We start from the raw sequence: 19,358 nt of genomic DNA on the forward strand, positions 1-19,358 counted from the left end.
GACCCCGCCACCGCGTCGGCCGAGGCCGTCGCCGAGGCGCCGCTGGTCGAGGCTCCCGCCGACACCGTCGCGGGCGAGGTGGTCCTGCGCCTCACCGATCTGGTCAAGACCTTCCCCGGCGTACGCGCGCTCGACGGCGTGCAGCTGGAGGTGCGTGCCGGCGAGGTGCACTGCCTGCTCGGGCAGAACGGCGCCGGCAAGTCCACTCTCATCAAGGTGCTCGCCGGGGTGCACCAACCGGATTCCGGGCTGGTGGAGTGGCGCGGTGAGCCGACCACGTTCGCCAACCCGCAGGCCGCCATGAAGGCCGGCATCGCCACGATCTACCAGGAGCTCGACCTGGTCGAGGATCTGTCGGTGGCGGAGAACGCCTTCCTCGGGCACGAGTACCGCCGCTTCGGGTTCGTGCGGCGCGGCCGGATGGCCCGGCACACCCGGCAGATCCTCAGCCGGCTCGGGCACGGCGAGATTCCGCCGGGGCGGATGGTCAGGTCCCTGCCGGCGGCGGGCAAGCAGATCGTCAGCATGGCCCGGGCGCTGTCGCACGAGGCGCGACTGATCATCATGGACGAGCCGAGCGCGGTGCTGGCCCACGACGAGGTCGGCAACCTGTTCCGGATCATCCGTGAGCTGACCGCGCAGGGCATCGCCGTCATCTACATCTCCCACCGGTTGGAGGAGATCCGCGAGATCGGCGACCGGGTCACCGTACTCAAGGACGGCCGGACCACGGCGGCGAACCTGCCGGCGCGCGACACCCCGACCCGCGACCTGGTGAGCCGGATGACCGGCCGCACCATCGAGTACGTCTTCCCGGACCGGCCGGCCGACGACCCGGCGGGTGCCGACCTGCTCCAGGTGGAGGGGTTGACCCGCGAGGGCGAGTTCGCCGACGTCTCGCTGAACGTGCGGGCCGGGGAGATCGTGGGCATCGCAGGGCTGGTCGGCTCCGGTCGTTCCGAACTGCTGGAGACGATCTACGGTGCCCGCCTGCCGGAGGCCGGCACGGTGCGGATGGACGGCAAGGTCCTGCGGCCCGGCGTCGGCGCTGCGGTTCGCGCCGGCATGGGGATGGCCCCGGAGGAACGCAAGAGCCAGGCGTTGCTGCTCGGCGAACCGATCTACCGCAACGTCACGCTGGCCACCTTCGGCCGGTACGCGCGGCTCGGCTTCACCAACGCGGCCAAGGAACGCGCCGAGGCGGACCGGATCGCCGAGACCCTGGAGCTGCGTCCCCGCGACGTCGACCGGCCGGTCCGCACACTGTCCGGCGGCAACCAGCAGAAGGTGGTGGTGGGGCGGTGGCTGCTCGGCGGCACCAAACTGCTGCTTCTCGACGAGCCGACCCGGGGCGTGGACGTGGGCGCGCGGGCTGAGCTCTACCAGGTCATCCGGGCATTGGCCGCTCAGGGCGTCGGGGTGCTGCTGGTCTCCAGCGAGGTGCCCGAGGTGCTGGGTCTGGCCGACCGGGTGCTGGTGATGCGGGAAGGGCGGGTCGTCCGCGAAGCCGCGGCCGGCGAACTCGACGAGAACACTGTGCTTGACCTCGTGATGGCGGGGTCCTTGATGGAAGGCGCACCGGCATGAGCGACGCGACTCCCACTCCCACCGCGACACCGGAGCGCCCGCAGCTTCCGGCACAGTCGCCGCCGGTGGACCCGGCGGAGACTGCGGTGGCCAGCGACAAAGCATCCTCCGGGGGGAAGCTCTCCTGGTGGCGGGGTGACGGCGGCGACGGCGCGAAGCGCAACCTCGGTCTGATCGGGGTGCTGGCCGCGCTCATCGTGGTCGGCGCGGTCACCAAGCCCGACCTGTACGGCGACCCGAACTGGGTCTGGAACAACGTGCTGGCCATCCTCCAGTTGGCCTCCGTCGTCGGCGTGGTCACGGTCGGGATGACCTTCGTGATCATCGGTGGTGGTATCGACCTGTCGGTCGGTGCGATCGTCGCGCTGGCCGGGGTCTGGTGCACCACTGTGGCCACCCAGAGCTACGGCGCCGGCGGCATGATCTTCACCGCCCTGGTGGTCGGCATCTGCGTCGGCCTGGTCAACGGTGTGCTCATCTCGTACGGGCGGCTGGTGCCCTTCATCGCGACGCTGGCGATGCTGGTGGCGGCGCGCGGCCTCGCCGCGTCGATCTCCAACAAGCAGACCCAGGTGTCGAGCAGCACCTTCATCAACGACATCGCGGCGCGCAAGGTGATCGGCATCCCGATCCTCGTCTACATCCTCGGCGCGGTGGTGCTGGCCGGGTGGGTGGTGCTCAACCGGACGACCTTCGGCCGGCGGACCATCGCCGTCGGCGGCAACCCGGAGGCGGCCCGGTTGGCCGGCATCAACGTCCGGCGGCACACCATGCTGCTCTACGCGCTCTCCGGTCTCTGCTGCGGCATCGCCGCCATCATGCTCACCTCGCAGGCCACCTCGGCGCAGGCGGCGATGGCCAACCTGTACGAGTTGGACGCGATCGCCGCGGCGATCATCGGCGGGACGTTGCTCAGCGGCGGCCGGGGCACGATCGTCGGCTCGCTGCTCGGCGTCATCATCTTCGCCACGATCACGAACCTCTTCGCCATCAACGGCCTCTCCATCGAGGCGCAGAACATGGTCAAGGGCGGCATCATCGTCGCCGCCGTCCTGATCCAGCAGTTCCAGTTCAAGTCCGTCACTCGGCTCCTCGCGCGGAACAGGGTCACCACCGCAACCTGACGCACCGCACCGTTGTCCTGGCGACGTCGAGACATTCGACGGTGGCCGGGCCCCGCACACCCTCACAAAGTCAAATCCCGCTCCCAGGAGGTCATTCATGACCCAGCACAGTCGCGACCTGTCGCGCCGCCGGTTGCTCTTCGGTGGGGCCGCAGTGGGCGCTGCCACCCTTCTCACCGCGTGCACCAGCAACGAGACTCCGGCCGCCAGCACCCAGACCAAGGCCGCCGGAAACGCCGAAGGCAACAACGCCCCGGGCAAGAAGGTCGTCATCGGTTTCTCCGCGCCGGCCGCCGACCACGGCTGGATGGGCGCCATCCACGCCAACGCCAAGGCGCAGGCCGCTGCCTACTCGGACGTGGAGTTCAAGGAGGTCGACGGCGGGTCGAACTCCGAGGCCCAGCGCTCCACGCTCGGCACGCTGATCGCCCAGAAGCCGGACATCATCGTCGTGCTGCCGCACGACGGCAAGGAGGTCAACGCCGTTGCCCTCCAGGCGATGCAGGCGGGCATCCCGATCGTGAACCTGGACCGGGCGTTCCCCGACGCGCTGGCCTCGCGGCTGGTCATCAAGGGCGACAACTACGGCATGGGCGTCTCGGCCGGGCACTTCATCGGCAAGATGCTCAAGGACAAGGGCGTCGCCAACCCGGTCATCGGTGAGATCGCCGGTCTGGAGATCCCGCTGACCGTCGAGCGCAGCGAAGGCTTCAAGGCCGCCCTGGCCACCTACGGGTTCACGGTGAGGAACCGCCGTTCGGCCGAGTTCACCTCGGACAGCGGCCAGCGCGAGGCGTCCCAGCTGCTCCAGGCGCTGCCGAAGATCGACGCGATCTGGAACCACGACGACGACCAGGGCATCGGTGTGCTCGCGGCCATCAAGCAGGCCAACCGGTCGGAGTTCTTCATGGTCGGCGGCGCGGGCTCCAAGCTCGCGATCGACGCGATCAAGGCCGACAACAGCGTGCTGAAGGCCACTGTCACCTACAACCCGTCGATGGCCTCGTCGGCGATCTCACTCGCGCGGCTCATCGCGCAGGGCCGGGGCCTGGGCGACCTGACGGAGCTGCAGGTGCCCAAGGAAGTGACCCTGGCCTCGGAGACGATCACCAAGGAGAACGCGAGCAGCTACGACAAGCTCGGGTTCTGACATACCGGGGGGAGACCCACCTTGTCCACGAACGACAAAGAACTGCGGGTCGGCATGATCGGCTACGCGTTCATGGGCGCCGCGCACTCGCAGGCGTGGCGCACCGTGAACCGCGTGTTCGACCTGCCGGCACGGGCCCGGATGGCGTTGATCTGCGGCCGAGACACAGCGAAGGTGGCCGACGCCGCCGACCGGCTCGGCTGGGACGCGTACACCACCGACTGGCGTGACCTGATCAACCGGGACGACATCGACGTCGTCGACATCTGCACCCCGGGCGACAGTCACGCCGAGATCGCTCTCGCCGCATTGGCCGCCGGTAAGCACGTGCTGTGCGAGAAGCCGTTGGCCAACACGGTGGAGGAGGCACGGGCGATGACCGCCGCGGCGGACACCGCCCGTGCCGCCGGAGTGCGGTCGATGTGCGGGTTCAACTACCGCCGGGTCCCCGCGGTCACGATGATGCGCCAGTTGGTCGCCGACGGACGGCTCGGGGTGATTCGACACGTCCGTGCGACGTACCTGCAGGACTGGATCGTGGACCCGCAGTTCCCGCTGGTCTGGCGGTTGCAGAAGGACAGGGCGGGCTCCGGCGCGCTCGGGGACATCGGGGCGCACATCATCGACCTGACCCAGTACGTGACGGGTCAGCGGATCAGTGGCGTCAGCGCGGTCACCGAGACGTTCGTCAAGGAGCGGCCGTTGCCGGCCGAGTCGAGCGGCCTGGCGGCCACGGTGGACGGCGGCAGTGCGCCCACCGGGCCGGTCACCGTCGACGACGCCGCGGTCTTCGTGGCCCGGCTCGACGGTGGGGCGTTGGCCACGTACGAGGCCAGCCGCTTCGCGACCGGCCGCAAGAACGGCCTGCGCGTCGAGATCAACGGATCGCTGGGGAGCGTGGTCTTCGACCTGGAGCGCCTCAACGAGCTGGAGTTCTACGACGCCACCCGACCGGCCGCGGAGCAGGGCTTCAGCCGCATCCTGGTGACCGAGGGCGAGCACCCGTACATGTCGGCGTGGTGGCCCCCGGGCCACATCATCGGCTACGAGCACTCGTTCACGCACGAGATGCGCGACTTCATCGAGGCGGTCGCCACCGATGTCGACCCGACTCCCTCCTTCGCCGACGCGTTGCAGGTCCAGCTGGTGCTGGACGCGGTGACGCGCTCGGCGGAGCTCGGCTCCTCCTGGGCCGAGGTGGCGCCGACGCTGACCGCGGCGGCCGTCTGACCTTTGACCATCCGCGACGGCGGTGAACGCGCCGCCGTCGCCCGACGGGCTTTCCGACGCCGACCGGCGAGGGACCAGCCACGGATTGCGCCCCGTGGCCGGGACAGAGGTCGGCATCGGGGAGCGTGCAGCCGGGCCGTACGGCCCGGTGGCGCACGAGCAGGACGGTCGTCCGGTGTGACCGGACCGGGATTCCCCGGTCGCACCGGAGGACCGCCACCACCGGTGAGGATCCACAGGACCTGATGAGACCGTCCGCCGCTACCCCGAGCCCTGCCGTACCCGCCCGCCGCTTTCCGGCGGGTCGTGGTCCGGTCGGTGTTCCGGTGGGCGCGGCGGCCTGAGGCGCCCGGCCGGGGCATGCCAACGCCCCGACCGGCCGGATGCGGGGGAGGCAGGGTCGAGACGCCGACCCGACCCTGCCTACCAGCCCCGTCTGCTCGCACCTGCCGGAACCGGTCCGGCGTCGTCGCCGCCGACGCCGACGTCGGAAGCCGGTGTTGTTCCGGTGCGGGACGGGCGGACGGGGCCCATCCACCCGGCCCGAAAACTTTACGAAACAAGCCCGTATCTTTCCGAAACATATTCTGATATTCCTATATTTAGCGGTACCGACGGTTCCTCGTGAACGGGGAAGGAGCACCATGCGAACAGGTGTCTGGCTGGTAGGAGCGCGCGGGTCCGTTGCGACCACCAGCATCGTCGGGGGGCTCGCGCTGCGGGCCGGCCTGGCCGGGCCGACCGGCTGCGTCACCGAGCTGCCCGAGCTGCGCGGCCCGGCCCTGCCGGCCTTCGCCGACCTCGTCTTCGGCGGGCACGATCTGGCCACCACCCCGCTGTGCAAGCGCGCCGAGGCCCTCGCCGACGCCGGTGTCATCCCCTGGCGGCTGGTCGCCGCGCTCCGCGACGAGCTGGGCGTGGTCGAGCAGGAGCTGCGCCCCGCACCGCTGGGCGACACCCAGGCCGACCGGGCCGCCGTCGTGGTCCGCGATCTCACCACCTTCCGGGAGCGGCACGAGCTGGACCGGGTGGTGGTGGTCAACGTCTCCGCCACCGAGCCGGCCCCTCGACCGCACCCCGGGCACGCCGACCCGGCCGCGCTGCGCGCCGCCCTCGACGGCCCGGACGAGGTGCTGCCGGTCAGCTCCCTCTACGGCTACGCGGCGCTGCTCGCCGGTTGCCCGTACGTCGACTTCACCCCGTCCACCGGGCTGCGGCTGCCGGCGCTGGCCGCGCTGGCCGAGGAGGCCCGCCTGCCGTACGCCGGGCACGACGGCAAGACCGGCGAGACCCTGGTCAAGTCGGTGCTCGCGCCGATGTTCGCGATGCGCAACCTGGCCGTGGGCTCCTGGTCCGGGGTCAACCTGCTCGGCGGCGGCGACGGCGCGACTCTCGCCGACCCGGCCGCGAACGCGGCGAAGGTGCAGAGCAAGCAGCGGGTGCTCGGTGAGACGTTGGGCTACGTCCCGCAGGGCGGCACCCGCATCGAGTACGTCGAGGAGCTGGGCGACTTCAAGACCGCGTGGGATCTGATCACCTTCACCGGTTTCCTCGGCACCGGCATGCGGATGGAGTTCACCTGGCACGGCTGCGACTCGGCGCTGGCCGCGCCGCTGGTGCTCGACCTGGCCCGACTCACCGCCGCCGCGCACGCCGCCGGGCAGGTGGGACCGCTGGTCGACCTGGGCTTCTTCTTCAAGGACCCACTGGGCGCGCCCACCCACTCGCTCGGCGAACAGTGGGCCCGGCTGACCGCCTTCACCCGGCAACTGCACGGCGGGGACGGTGCCCATGACAACGTTGGCTGATCTTGCCGAACTGGTCCGCGCTCCAGCGGCGCTCTCGGTGCCCGGTGACGTGATCGCCGGGGCCGCGGCGGCCGGCGCGTTGAGCCCGCGTACCCCGGCTCTGGCCGGCGCCTCGGTGTTGCTCTACTGGGCCGGCATGGCCGCCAACGACTGGGCCGACCGTCGCCTGGACGCCGAGGAGCGGCCCGAACGGCCGATCCCGAGCGGGCGGGTCACCCCGGCCGCCGCGGTCGGTCTCGCGGCGGGCCTCACCGCCGCCGGCGTGGGCCTGGCCGCCGCCGTGGGCGGTCGCCGCGCCGCCGCGCTCGCCGTGCCGCTGGCCGCCACCATCTGGGGGTACGACCTGCTGGCCAAGAACACCGCAGCCGGCCCGGCGGTGATGGCCGCCTGCCGGGGCCTGGACGTGTTGCTCGGCGCGTCCGGCGGCCGGCTGACCCGGGCGTTGCCGGCGGCGGCGACAGTCGCCGCGCACACCTGGACGGTCACCGCGCTGTCCCGCCGGGAGGTCACCGGCGCCGACGCCACCCTGCCGATGCGCACCCTGGCCGGCACCGCGCTGGTCGCCGCCAGCGCCGCCGTCGCCGCGCCGGGGGCCCGCCGCGCCGCCGCTCGTACCGCTGACCAGGCCGGAGTCACCGACCGCGCCGGAGCCACCGACCGGGCCGGGGCCGTCGGCGAGATCGGGATGAGCGCGGGTCGCCGCCGCGCGGCCGGGATCGCCGCGGCGCTGCCCGCCGTGCTGGCCGGCTGGTACGCCGCCCGGTACGGCGCGGCCCAGGCCCAGGTTGTCCGGGACCCGTCGGCCGGACGGGTCCGCGCCGCCGTCGGCGCCGGGATCACCGGGCTGCCGGCCCTCCAGGGGGCCCTCACCGCGCGGGGTGGAGCAGGTCTGCTCGGGGTGGCCGTCGCGGCTGCCGCGCCGCTGGGTCGGCGGCTGGCCCGGAGGGTCTCCCCGACATGAGCGTCCCCGAGCCCCGACCGGGCGCGCCGGCCGCCGACGCCACCACGCTGCGCCTCGGGTACGGCACCAACGGTTTCGCCAACCACCGGCTCGACGACGCGCTCGCCGTCATCGCCGAACTCGGCTACGACGGGGTGGCGCTCACCCTGGACCACGACCACCTCGACCCGTTCGCGCCTGGGCTCACCCGCCGGGTCGCCGCCGTCGGTCGCCGGCTGGAGTCGTTGGGCCTGGCCGTGGTCATCGAGACCGGGGCCCGTTACCTGCTCGACCCGTGGCAGAAGCACGCCCCCACGTTGCTGCACGACGACCCGACCCGGCGCATCGAGTTCCTGCGGCGGGCCGTGCGGATCGGTGCCGACCTGGGTGCGGAGGCGGTCTCGTTCTGGGCCGGCGTCCGACCCGAGGCGGTGCCGCAGCAGTGCGCCTGGGACCGGCTGGTGGCCGGGTGCGCCACGGTGGTCGACGCGGCCGACGCCGCCGGCGTCACAGTCGGTTTCGAACCGGAGCCCGGCATGCTGGTGCAGGACATCGCCGACTGGCGTCGGCTGTACGCCGCCCTTGGCAGCCCGGCCCGCTTCGGCATCACCCTCGACATCGGCCACTGCCGGTGCCTGGAGCCGTGGCCGGTGCCGCAGTGCGTCGCCGAGGTGGCCGATCACCTGGTCAACGTGCAGATCGACGACATGCGCCGGGGCGTGCACGAGCACCTGGAGTTCGGGGTCGGCGAGATCGACTTCCCGCCGGTGCTGGCCGCGCTGCGCGACGCCGGCTACCGCGGCCTGGTCGCCGTCGAGCTGCCCCGCGACTCGCACGCCGCACCCGCCGTGGCCGCCCGGTCGATCGAGTTCCTGCGCGCCGCCGGGGCTACCGATCGCCACCCTGCCAGCCCCCTTTGCTCTGCACCCGCCGAGGCGACACCCACTGGAGAGGCCCCGGCGCATATGTAGGTGCAGAGCAAAGGGTGGTGGGGCGCCTGGAGCAGCAAGAGGGAGGAGACGGGATGACACCGGATTCACTACGGGCCGCGCTGGGAGGCGTACCCGATCCCGACTGGCTGGACACGGCGTTGCGCCGGGTCACCACCGAGCCCACCGCGATCACCCGGCTCTTCCCCGCCGCCGGCCGACGCTGCGGTCGGGCCGCGCTGCCCGACGCCCCCGGCTGGACCGCCGACGACGCCGCCCGGGTGTTGCTGCTGACCAGCCTGCCCGGCGAGCACGCCGAGTACGCCGAGCGCCTCTACCAGCACGGTGACGCGGCCGAGCGGCGAGCCGTGCTGCGGGCCCTGCCGCTGCTGCCGATCGGCGCCGCCGGCGTGCCGTTGCTGCACGACGCGATCCGGACCAACGACACCCGGCTGGTCGCCGCCGCGCTCGGCCCGTACGCCCGGCACCTCGACCCGGCCGCCTGGCGACAGGCGGTGCTCAAGTGCGTGTTCAGCGGCGTCCCCCTGGCCGCGGTGGCCGACCTGGACACCCGGGCCGACGGCGAACTGGCCGCGATGCTGGCCGCGCTCGCCGCCGAACGGCACGCCGCCGGACGGGACCTGCCCGCCGACGCCACCGACCTGCTCCACCGGCTCACCGCCGCACTGCCCCGGGAGGCGTGACATGCGCATCTTCGACCCCCACATCCACATGACCTCACGCACCACCGACGACTACGAACGGATGGCCGCCGCCGGCGTGCGCGCGGTGGTGGAACCGGCGTTCTGGCTGGGTCAACCGCGCACCAGCGCCGCCTCGTTCACCGACTACTTCGACTCGCTGATCGGTTGGGAGCCGTTCCGGGCCGGGCAGTTCGGGGTGCGGCACTTCGCCACCATCGCGCTGAACCCCAAGGAGGCCAACGACCCGCGCTGCCGTCCGGTCCTTGACCTGCTGCCCCGCTACCTGGACAAGGACGCGGTGGTCGCGGTCGGCGAGATCGGGTACGACTCGATGACGCCCGAGGAGGACGAGGCGTTCGCCGCGCAGCTCGCCCTCGCGGTGGCGTACGACCTGCCGGCGCTGGTGCACACCCCGCACCGGGACAAGGCGCGCGGCTGCGAGCGGACCCTCGCCGTGGTCGCCGAGTCCGGCATCGACGCGGGTCGCGTGGTGGTCGACCACCTCAACGAGGTGACCGTCAAGCTCGTCAGGGACAGCGGCTGCTGGCTGGGCTTCTCGATCTACCCGGACACGAAGATGACCCCGCAGCGGATGGTGGAGCTGCTGCGCGAGTACGGCACGGACCGGATGCTCGTCAACTCGGCAGCCGACTGGGGGCGCTCCGACCCGCTGCTGACCCGGGCCACCGGCGAGGCGATGCTGCTGGCCGGCTTCAGCGACGACGACGTCGACAAGGTGTTGTGGCGCAACCCGGTGGAGTTCTATGGACAGTCCGGGCGGCTCGACCTCAGCGACCTGGACGTCAGCGCCGCCGTGGACCCGCAGACCGGCAACTCGATCCTGCGCGGCGGTAGCTGATGCGGCTGCGACATGCCGGCGGTGAGACCGTCCACCTCGGCTACTGCACCAACGTGCACCCCGCCGAGGACCTCGCCGGCATCCTCGGCCAACTGGACACGTACGCCGTGCCGGTGCGTCAGGCGCTCGGCAGCGACCTGCTCGGGCTCGGCCTGTGGCTGGCCGCCCCGGTCGCGGCCGAGCTGGCCGCCGAGGAGACGCTGCGCCGCCGGCTCCGCGCCGAGCTGGACGCGCGCGGGCTGGAGGTGGTCACCCTCAACGGCTTCCCGTACGCGGCCTTCCAGGCGCCGGTGGTGAAGCAGGACGTGTACCACCCGGACTGGACCACCGAGCAGCGTCTGACGTACACGCTGGACCTGGCCCGGGTGCTCGCCGACCTGCTGCCCGACGACGCGGCCCGGGGCTCGATCTCCACCCTGCCGCTGGCCTGGCGGCAACCGTGGGACACCGGCCGCGCGGACGCGGCGCGACAGCGACTGGACCAGCTGGCCGCCGGCCTTGCCGCGGTGCAGCGGGACACCGGCCGTGAGGTGCGCATCGCCTTCGAGCCGGAGCCCGGTTGTGTCGTGGAGAGCACCGCTCAGGCCGCCACGCTGCTGTCCGGAGTGGACACCGAACGGTTGGGTGTCTGTGTCGACCTGGCCCATCTGGCCTGCGCCTGGGAGGAGCCCGCCGAGGCGCTCGACCGGCTGCGGGCCGCCGGCCTTCCGGTGGTGAAGGTGCAGGTGTCGGCCGCCGTCGAAGCCGCCGACCCGGAGGGTGGGGCCGAGGCGCTGCGCCGATGGGTGGAGCCCCGCTTCCTGCACCAGACCCGGGGTGCCGGTTGTGCCGGTCTGGCCGATCCGGCCGACCCGACGTACGCGGCCGACGACCTGGACGAGGCGCTGGACCGGGCGCTCCCCGGCCCGTGGCGGGTGCACTACCACGTGCCCCTGCACGCCCCGCCCGAGGAACCGCTCGGCTCGACCCTGCCGGTGCTCCGCGCGGCCCTGAGAGCGCTCTTCGACGGCCCGAGCGCCGGCTGCGACCACCTCGACGTCGAGACGTACACCTGGGGGGTGCTGCCGGCCGCCCGACGGCCCGGCACCGACGCGGAGCTGGCCGCCGGCATCGCCGCGGAACTGGCTTTCGCCCGCGACGAACTGGTCGGCCTCGGCCTGACCGCAGAGCGATCCGTGAGTATGGGAGTGACGCGATGAGCCGGCGACTGGTGGTCCTCGACGTGGTGGGGTTGACGCCCCGACTACTGGCGCACATGCCGCGACTGCGGGGAGTCGCCGACGGCGGCTTCCGGGCCGAGCTGGGCACCGTGCTGCCCGCCGTGACCTGCTCGGTGCAGTCCACCTTCCTCACCGGCGAGCCGCCCAGCGGGCACGGGATCGTCGGCAACGGGTGGTACTTCCGGGAACTGGGCGAGGTTTTGCTGTGGCGGCAGCACAACGCGCTGGTCGGCGGGGACAAGCTCTGGCAGGCCGCCCGCCGGGCCGAACCCGGCTACACGGTGGCCAACGTCTGCTGGTGGTACGCCATGGGCGCGGACGTGAACTGGACTGTCACGCCCCGGCCGGTCTACTACGCCGACGGGCGCAAGGAGCCGGACTGCTACACCGACCCGCCGGAGCTGCACGACGCGCTCACCGGGCGGTTGGGCACGTTCCCGCTGTTCACCTACTGGGGGCCGACGGCCGGGTTGCCGTCGTCGCGGTGGATCTGCCAGGCGGCCGAGCAGATCCTCGCCGACGTGTCACCCGACCTGACGCTGGTCTACGTGCCGCACCTGGACTACGATCTGCAACGCTTCGGCCCCTCGTCGGCCGAGGCCGCTGCGGCGGCGGCCGAGCTGGACGCGGTCCTCGGCCCGCTGCTGGACGCCGCCCGGGCCCGCGACGCCACGGTCGTGGTGCTGTCGGAGTACGGCATCACCGACGTGTCCCGACCGGTGGACGTCAACCGGCTGCTGCGCGCCGAGGGGCTGTTACGGGTGCACACCCAGGCCGGCATGGAGTACCTCGATCCGTGGACGTCGAAGGCGTTCGCTGTCGCCGACCACCAGGTGGCGCACGTCTACGTCAAGGACCCGGCCGACGTCGCGGCGGTGGCGAAGCTCTGCGCCAACCTGCCCGGGGTGGCCGAGGTGCTCGACGCCGACGGCAAGGCCGCACACGGGCTGGACCACCCGCGCGCCGGTGAGCTGGTGCTGGTGGCCGAGCCGGACGCCTGGTTCACGTACTACTACTGGTTGGACGACGCCCGGGCACCGGACTTCGCCCGACTGGTGGAGATTCACCGCAAGCCGGGTTACGACCCGGCGGAGCTGTTCTTCGACCCGGCCAACCCCGGTGCCGCGAAGGCCCGGGCCGGGGTCGCGCTGGCCCGCAAGAAGCTCGGCATGCGCTACCTGATGAGCGCGGTCGGCCTGGACGCCGGCGCGCGGGCGGTGCGCGGTTCGCACGGGCGGCTGCCGGACGATCCGGCCGACGCCCCGGTGCTGCTCTGCTCCGACCCGACGGCGGCCCGCGACAAGATCGCGGCCACCGAGGTCAAGGCGCTGCTGTTGGAGCTGGCCGGATTAGGCGTCGACGGCGCGAGCGGTTCAGGGGAGCGGACATGACGGTCACCGTCGCGCCCACCGACACCAGCGGGCTGCGGGCACGCTTCGACGCGGAACTGGCCGGGTTCCTGGAGCGGCAGGGCCCGGACTGGCCCGACGGCGCACCGCGTGGCGTGTTCACCGCCCTGCAACGGTTCGTCCTGGCAGGTGGCAAGCGGTTACGACCGCTCTTCTGCTACTGGGGCTGGCGTGGCGCGGGGGCGGCCGACGGCACCCCGATCGTGGTGGCCGCGGCGGCGCTGGAGCTGTTCCACGCGTTCGCGCTGATCCACGACGACATCCTGGACGGCAGCGACCGCCGCCGCGGTGAGCCGTCGGTGCACCGGCTCTTCGCCGACCTGCACGCCCGCTCGTCGTGGCGGGGTGACCCCGAGGCGTACGGCCGCAACACCGCGCTGCTCTGCGGGGACCTCTGCGCCGCGTGGTCGGATCAGATGTTCCACGAGTGCGGGCTGAGCACCGAGCAGGTGCACCGGGGTTACGGCGTGTTCGCGCTGATGCGTACCGAGGTGATCGCGGGGGAGTACCTGGACCTGGTCTCGGGCGTCGGGGACGGCTCGGTGGCCAGCGCGCTCACCGTGATCCGGATGAAGGCCGCCCGGTACACGGTCACCCGACCCTTGCAGATCGGCGCGGCCCTGGCCGGCGCGGGACCGGAGCTGATCGCCGCGCTGGGCGAGTTCGGTGACCCGCTGGGTGACGCGTTCCAGCTCCGAGACGACGTGCTGGGCGTCTTCGGTGATCCGGCGGTCACCGGGAAGTCGATCCTGGACGACCTGCGTGAGGGCAAGCCGACGGTCATGATGGCGCTGGCCCGCAGCGCCGCCGACCGGTCGCAGACCGTCCGGCTGCGGGAGCTGTTCGGCAACCCGGCGTTGGACGCCGAGGGCGCGGCGGAGTTGCGCGAGATCATCGAGGCGACCGGCGCGCGGGAGCGGATCGAGCAGATGATCCGGGTCCGGACGGCGGCCGCGCTGTCCGCCCTGCAGAGCGCGGTGGTGGCCGACGAGGCCCGCGCGGCCCTGGTCGAGCTGGCCGGACAGGCGATCGACCGACGCGCCTGACCGGCGACTTTCGATCAAATCGACGAAAGTTGATGCTGAACCACCGGAAGATATAGACACATCGACACATGGGACTTAGTGTCGTGGCCAACACGACAATGTTTCGTCGAGGTGAACCGGCGGCGCGGTAACCCATCGACCCCCACCACCGCTACGGCATCCGGCGCGACGGCGCGCGCCCGGCCTGGCAGTCACTCGTCAGGAAGGGGCAGCACAGATGTCCAAGAAGGACGTTTTCAGACAACGGTTCCGACGATGGTTCTCCACCGGATCGGCACTGCTGCTCGCGGTCGCCGCCGGCACTGTCACACTCGCCGCCGGGTCGGCCCCCGCACAGGCGCACACCATCGTCGCCAGCGACTTCCAGCAGGTCGAGCTGGCCCGCGGCGTGACCGACATGGGTGAGCCGATGTCACTGGCGGTGCTGCCGGACCGCTCCGTCCTGCACACCGCCCGCAACGGCACCCTGCGCCGCACCGACGCCAACGGCACCACCAGCGTGATCGGCACCCTGTCGGTCTACACCCACGACGAGGAGGGGTTGCAGGGCGTCGGGGTCGACCCGGGCTTCGCCAGCAACCGGTACATCTACCTCTACTACGCCCCGCCGCTCTCCACCCCCGGCGGTGACGCGCCGGCCACCGGCACCGACTTCTCGGCCTGGAACGGCGTCAACCGGCTCTCCCGGTTCACCCTCAACGCGGACTTCACGCTCAACCAGTCCAGCAAGGTCGACGTGCTCGACGTGCCGGCCAACCGGGGCCTGTGCTGCCACGTCGGTGGGGACATCGACTTCGACGCCGCCGGCAACCTCTACCTGTCCACCGGCGACGACACCAACCCGTTCGAGTCCGCCGGCTACTCGCCGCTGGACGAGCGGACCAACCGCAACCCCGCGTACGACGCGCAGCGCAGCGCCGGCAACACCAACGACCTGCGCGGCAAGATCCTGCGGATCAAGGTGAACGCCAACGGCACGTACTCCATCCCGTCGGGCAACCTGTTCGCTCCCGGCACGGCCAGGACCCGGCCGGAGATCTACGCGATGGGGTTCCGCAACCCGTTCCGGATCAGCGTGGACAAGGCCACCGGGGTGGTCTACGTCGGTGACTACGGGCCGGACGCCGGCTCCACCAGCTCCACCCGGGGGCCGTCCGGCCAGGTCGAGTTCAACCGGGTCGCCGCACCGGGCAACTACGGCTGGCCGTACTGCACCGGCACCAACACCACCACCGAGACGTACAACGAGTGGGACTTCGCGACGAACACCAGCGGCGCGAAGTACAACTGCACCGGCGGGCCGACGAACAACTCGTTCCGCAACACCGGCCTGACCACCCTGCCGCCGGCCCAGCCGGCCTGGATCCGGTACGCCGGCGACGCCGGCACCCCGACCGAGTTCGGCGGCGGCTCCGAGTCGCCGATGGGCGGCCCGGTCTACCGGTACAACGCCTCGTCGACCTCCACCACCAAGTTCCCGCAGTCGTTCGACGGGCAGTTCTTCGCCACCGAGTTCGGCCGCGGCTGGATCAAGCCGATCCACGTCAACTCCGACGGCTCCCGGGGCGCCATCGACACCTTCCCCTGGGTCGGCAAGCAGGTGATGGACTCCGCGTTCGGCCCGGACGGCGCGTACTACGTGCTCGACTACGGCACCGGCTACTTCAACGGTGACGCCAACTCGGCGCTCTACCGCTTCGACTACGTCGGCGGCGGCAACCGGGCGCCCACCGCTAAGGCCAGCGCCAACCGCACGTCCGGGGCGGCCCCGCTCACCGTGGCCTTCTCCTCGGCCGGCTCGTCCGACCCCGAGGGCGGCGCGCTCACCTACTCGTGGGCGTTCGGTGACGGGACCACCTCCACCTCGGCGAACCCGTCGAAGACGTACAACGCCAACGGCACCTACACCGCCACCTTGACGGTGCGGGACCCGCAGGGCGCCACCGGCAGCAGCAGCGTGCAGATCAGCGTCGGCAACACCGCGCCCACGGTCACGATCAACAACCCGGGGAACGGTCAGCTGTTCAGCTTCGGGGACACCGTGCCGTACAGCATCACGGTGACCGACCCGGAGGACGGCACCATCGACTGCACCAAGGTCAAGATGACCTACGTGCTCGGGCACGACCAGCACGGGCACCAGATCACCTCGAACACCGGATGCTCGGGATCGATCACCATCCCGGTCGACGGCGAGCACGACGACGCGGCGAACATCTTCGCGATCTTCGACGCCGAGTACACCGACGCCGGTGGGCTGACCACGCACACCCAGCACACGCTGCCGCCGCGGCACCGTCAGGCCGAGTTCTACGCCACCTCGTCGGGGATCAACGTGTTCAGCAAGACCCCGGCCGAGGGCGGCAAGACCGTCGGTGACATCAACAACGGCGACTGGATCGCGTTCCAGCCGTACCGGCTGGGCAACGTGACCTCGTTCACCGCCCGGGTCTCCTCGGCGGGTTCCGGTGGCACCCTCCAGGTGCGGGCCGGCTCGGCCACCGGCACGGTGCTCGGCTCGGCCACGGTCCCGGTGACCGGCGGCTGGGAAACCTTCACCACGGTCACCGGGACGATCACCAACCCGCCGACCGGCACGACCACGCTCTATCTGACCTTCGCCGGGTCGGGCACCGGTGCCCTCTACGACCTGGACGCCTTCACCTTCGTCACCGGGACGCCCCCGGCCGGCGGGACCGGGCCGATCAAGGGCCTGGGCGGCAAGTGTCTGGACGTGCGGAGCGCCGCCACCGCCGACGGCACGCAGATCCAGATCTACACCTGCAACGGCAGCGCGGCGCAGACCTGGGCGGTCACCCCGAACTCGACGATCAAGTCGTTGGGTAAGTGCCTGGACGTCTCGGGTGCCGGCACCGCCGACGGCACCAAGATCCAACTCTGGACCTGCAACGGCACGGCCGCGCAGAACTGGGCCGCCCAGGCCGACGGCACGCTCCGCAACCCGTCGTCCGGCAAGTGCCTCGATGTCTCCGGTAACAGCTCCGCCGACAGCACCGTGGTCCACCTCTGGACCTGTGTCAGCGGTGCCGCCAACCAAAAGTGGACCCTGCCCTGAGCTGGCGGGAGGGGCCCTTCGACAACGCCTAGTGTGGTGCGAGGGGCCCCTCCTAACCGCAATTAGGAGAGCGATATGCGCAGACGCCTGCGACCCGTCCTCGGTGCGGCAATGGCCGCACTCGCCGTCATCGCCTGCACCACCCCCGCCACCCCGGCCAGCGCCGCCGACGCCCCGTACGACGTGCTGGTCTTCTCCAAGACCGCTGGGTTCCGGCACGACGCGATCCCGGTCGGCATCCAGACCATCCGCGACCTGGGCGCGGCGAACAACTTCACCGTCACCGCGACCGAGGACGCCGCCGCGTTCACCACCAGCAACCTGAACCAGTACGAGGCGGTCGTCTTCCTCAACACCACCGGCGACGTGCTCAACGCCAGCCAGCAGACCGCCTTCGAGTCGTACATCGGCTCCGGTCGCGGGTACGTGGGTGTGCACGCCGCAGCCGACACCGAGTACGACTGGCCGTTCTACGGCAACCTGGTGGGCGCGTGGTTCGCCTCGCACCCGGCGATCCAGCAGGCCAACATGAAGGTGGAGGACCGGGGCCACGCGGCGACCGGGCATCTGCCGCAGACCTGGACCCGCACCGACGAGTGGTACAACTACCGCACCAACGCCCGGTCGAGCGCCCACGTGCTGGCCACCCTCGACGAGTCGTCGTACTCCGGCGGCGGCATGGGCGCCGACCACCCGCTGAGCTGGTGCAAGAGCTACAGCGGCGGCCGGTCCTTCTACACCGGCGCCGGCCACACCCAGGCGTCGTACGCGGAGCCGGCGTTCCGCAACCACCTGCTCGGCGGCATCCGGTACGCCTCCGGTCGGAGCAAGGCCGACTGCCGACCGGAGACCGGCTACACCCCGCTGTTCAACGGCTCGACGACCGGCTGGTCGCAGGCCGGCCCGGGCAGCTTCACCAACTCCGACGCCACCCTGACCTCGGTCGGTGGCATGGGGTTGTTCTGGTACAACGCCAAGCAGTTCACCAACTACTCGCTGAAACTGGACTGGAAGATGGCCGGGGACGACAACTCCGGCATCTTCATCGGCTTCCCGCCGTCGAGCGACCCGCAGTCAGCGATCGACAACGGCTACGAGGTCCAGATCGACGCCACCGACGCGGTCGACCGCACCACCGGCGCGATCTACTCGTACAAGGCCGCCGACATCGCCGCCCGGGACGCGGCGCTGAACGCGCCGGGGGAGTGGAACACCTACGAGCTGCTGGTCGAGGGGGAACGGCTACAGGTCTTCCTGAACGGTGTGAAGATCAACGACTTCACCAACACCAACCCGGTGCGATCGCTGGCCGGTCACATCGGCATCCAGAACCACGGCAACGGTGATGACGTCTTCTTCCGCAACATCCGGATCAAGGAGCTGGGCACCACGCCGCCGCCGACCGGCAACACCACGATCCAGGCCGAGACGTTCAGCGCGGCCAACGGCGTCTCCGCGTTCACCAAGGCGGGCGCCAACGGCGGGCAGACCATCGGCTACATCGACCCGGGCGACTGGGCCGCCTACAACGGCGTCAACCTGACCGGGGTCACCTCGTTCACGGCCCGGGTCGTCTCCGGCGGCGCGGGCGGCACCATCCAGGTGCGCACCGGTTCGGCCACCGGCCCGGTGCTCGGCTCGGTCGCCGTGCCCAACACCGGCAGTTGGACGACCTTCGCCAACGTCACCACTGCGTTGTCCAACGTCCCGTCCGGCACCCAGAACCTGTACCTCACCTTCACCGGTAGCGGCACCGGGCTCTTCGACGTGGACGACTTCACACTGGTCAAGGGGAGCGGCGGCAGCACCGGGGTCGGCCCGATCAAGGGTCTCGCCGGCAAGTGCCTGGACGTGCGCAACGGTGCCACCGCCGACGGCACCCAGATCCAGATCTACACCTGCAACAGCAGCGCGGCGCAGACCTGGACGGTGACGCCGAACTCGACGATCAAGGCGCTCGGCAAGTGCCTGGACGTCAACGGCAGCGGCACCGCCGACGGCACCAAGATCCAGCTCTGGACGTGCAACGGCACCGGCGCGCAGAACTGGGCGGCGCAGTCCGACGGCACCCTGCGCAACCCGTCGTCGGGCAAGTGCCTGGACGTCTCCGGCAACAACTCCGCCGACAGCACCATCGTGCACCTCTGGACCTGCCTCAACGCCGCCAACCAGAAGTGGACCCTACCCTGACCGACTGATCCCGGAGGGGCTGCGACCCACGTCGTCGGCCCCTCCGCTTCGCCCGCCGGCCCGCCATCACCGCTTCACCGGGCCGC

14 protein-coding genes are annotated in these 19,358 nt (G+C 71.4%); all 14 read left to right on the forward strand.

Annotated features, from left to right (window positions below; genetic code table 11):
* Positions 1-78 precede the first annotated feature (78 nt).
* The 14 genes from QCZ28_RS23750 to QCZ28_RS23815 all read left to right on the forward strand — a co-directional run bounded on the left by QCZ28_RS23750 (position 79) and on the right by QCZ28_RS23815 (position 19,272).
* On the forward strand, positions 79-1,587 hold the full coding sequence (locus QCZ28_RS23750) for a sugar ABC transporter ATP-binding protein (RefSeq protein ID WP_030330410.1): 1,509 nt from the start codon (positions 79-81) through the stop codon (positions 1,585-1,587).
* On the forward strand, positions 1,584-2,711 hold the full coding sequence (locus tag QCZ28_RS23755) for an ABC transporter permease (protein ID WP_279518721.1): 1,128 nt from the start codon (positions 1,584-1,586) through the stop codon (positions 2,709-2,711). Before QCZ28_RS23750 ends, QCZ28_RS23755 begins: the two co-directional genes overlap by 4 nt.
* Positions 2,712-2,808: 97 nt before the next feature.
* Positions 2,809-3,861 (forward strand): substrate-binding domain-containing protein, encoded by a 1,053-nt coding sequence (locus tag QCZ28_RS23760; RefSeq protein ID WP_279518722.1) that lies wholly within the window; start codon positions 2,809-2,811, stop codon positions 3,859-3,861.
* Positions 3,862-3,882: 21 nt separating this feature from the next.
* Positions 3,883-5,091 carry a Gfo/Idh/MocA family oxidoreductase gene (locus QCZ28_RS23765; RefSeq protein WP_279518723.1) on the forward strand — a complete coding sequence of 403 codons (1,209 nt, stop codon included), beginning with the start codon at positions 3,883-3,885 and terminating at the stop codon, positions 5,089-5,091.
* Between the two features lie 644 nt (positions 5,092-5,735).
* On the forward strand, positions 5,736-6,899 hold the full coding sequence (locus tag QCZ28_RS23770) for an inositol-3-phosphate synthase (protein WP_279518724.1): 1,164 nt from the start codon (positions 5,736-5,738) through the stop codon (positions 6,897-6,899).
* Positions 6,883-7,860: an SCO3242 family prenyltransferase gene (locus tag QCZ28_RS23775; RefSeq protein ID WP_279518725.1), complete on the forward strand. Its 978-nt coding sequence runs from the start codon at positions 6,883-6,885 to the stop codon at positions 7,858-7,860. Before QCZ28_RS23770 ends, QCZ28_RS23775 begins: the two co-directional genes overlap by 17 nt.
* Positions 7,857-8,810, forward strand: a complete 954-nt coding sequence (locus tag QCZ28_RS23780; protein WP_279518726.1) for a sugar phosphate isomerase/epimerase — start codon at positions 7,857-7,859, stop codon at positions 8,808-8,810. The genes QCZ28_RS23775 and QCZ28_RS23780 overlap by 4 nt, the downstream gene beginning before the upstream one ends.
* Before the next feature lie 53 nt (positions 8,811-8,863).
* The gene (locus QCZ28_RS23785) at positions 8,864-9,472 is read left to right on the forward strand and encodes an EboA domain-containing protein (RefSeq protein WP_279518727.1); all 609 of its coding nucleotides are present in this window, start codon (positions 8,864-8,866) and stop codon (positions 9,470-9,472) included.
* Between the two features lies 1 nt (position 9,473).
* Positions 9,474-10,331, forward strand: a complete 858-nt coding sequence (locus QCZ28_RS23790; protein ID WP_279518728.1) for a TatD family hydrolase — start codon at positions 9,474-9,476, stop codon at positions 10,329-10,331.
* On the forward strand, positions 10,331-11,530 hold the full coding sequence (gene eboE / locus QCZ28_RS23795; protein ID WP_279518729.1) for a metabolite traffic protein EboE: 1,200 nt from the start codon (positions 10,331-10,333) through the stop codon (positions 11,528-11,530). Before QCZ28_RS23790 ends, eboE begins: the two co-directional genes overlap by 1 nt.
* Positions 11,527-12,942: a nucleotide pyrophosphatase/phosphodiesterase family protein gene (locus tag QCZ28_RS23800; protein ID WP_030330400.1), complete on the forward strand. Its 1,416-nt coding sequence runs from the start codon at positions 11,527-11,529 to the stop codon at positions 12,940-12,942. Before eboE ends, QCZ28_RS23800 begins: the two co-directional genes overlap by 4 nt.
* Positions 12,939-14,006, forward strand: a complete 1,068-nt coding sequence (locus tag QCZ28_RS23805) for a polyprenyl synthetase family protein (RefSeq protein ID WP_279518730.1) — start codon at positions 12,939-12,941, stop codon at positions 14,004-14,006. The genes QCZ28_RS23800 and QCZ28_RS23805 overlap by 4 nt, the downstream gene beginning before the upstream one ends.
* A 217-nt stretch (positions 14,007-14,223) precedes the next feature.
* Positions 14,224-17,082, forward strand: coding sequence for a PQQ-dependent sugar dehydrogenase (locus tag QCZ28_RS23810; protein ID WP_279518731.1), 2,859 nt, complete (start codon positions 14,224-14,226; stop codon positions 17,080-17,082).
* A gap of 75 nt (positions 17,083-17,157) precedes the next feature.
* Positions 17,158-19,272, forward strand: a complete 2,115-nt coding sequence (locus QCZ28_RS23815; RefSeq protein ID WP_279518732.1) for a ThuA domain-containing protein — start codon at positions 17,158-17,160, stop codon at positions 19,270-19,272.
* The last annotated feature ends 86 nt before the right edge of the window (positions 19,273-19,358 follow it).

The sequence above is a fragment of the Micromonospora sp. DH14 genome (genome assembly GCF_029809455.1).
Lineage (GTDB): Bacteria > Actinomycetota > Actinomycetes > Mycobacteriales > Micromonosporaceae > Micromonospora > Micromonospora parva.

Bases quoted from the DNA above. Each gene is read 5' to 3' on its own strand.
- QCZ28_RS23815 (WP_279518732.1), top strand. From the start codon at position 17,158: ATGCGCAGACGCCTGCGACCCGTCCTCGGTGCGGCAATGGCCGCACTC.
- QCZ28_RS23810 (WP_279518731.1), top strand. From the start codon at position 14,224: ATGTCCAAGAAGGACGTTTTCAGACAACGGTTCCGACGATGGTTCTCC.
- QCZ28_RS23760 (WP_279518722.1), top strand. From the start codon at position 2,809: ATGACCCAGCACAGTCGCGACCTGTCGCGCCGCCGGTTGCTCTTCGGT.
- QCZ28_RS23775 (WP_279518725.1), top strand. From the start codon at position 6,883: ATGACAACGTTGGCTGATCTTGCCGAACTGGTCCGCGCTCCAGCGGCG.
- QCZ28_RS23790 (WP_279518728.1), top strand. From the start codon at position 9,474: ATGCGCATCTTCGACCCCCACATCCACATGACCTCACGCACCACCGAC.
- QCZ28_RS23785 (WP_279518727.1), top strand. From the start codon at position 8,864: ATGACACCGGATTCACTACGGGCCGCGCTGGGAGGCGTACCCGATCCC.
- QCZ28_RS23800 (WP_030330400.1), top strand. From the start codon at position 11,527: ATGAGCCGGCGACTGGTGGTCCTCGACGTGGTGGGGTTGACGCCCCGA.
- QCZ28_RS23805 (WP_279518730.1), top strand. From the start codon at position 12,939: ATGACGGTCACCGTCGCGCCCACCGACACCAGCGGGCTGCGGGCACGC.
- eboE (WP_279518729.1), top strand. From the start codon at position 10,331: ATGCGGCTGCGACATGCCGGCGGTGAGACCGTCCACCTCGGCTACTGC.
- QCZ28_RS23770 (WP_279518724.1), top strand. From the start codon at position 5,736: ATGCGAACAGGTGTCTGGCTGGTAGGAGCGCGCGGGTCCGTTGCGACC.
- QCZ28_RS23780 (WP_279518726.1), top strand. From the start codon at position 7,857: ATGAGCGTCCCCGAGCCCCGACCGGGCGCGCCGGCCGCCGACGCCACC.
- QCZ28_RS23755 (WP_279518721.1), top strand. From the start codon at position 1,584: ATGAGCGACGCGACTCCCACTCCCACCGCGACACCGGAGCGCCCGCAG.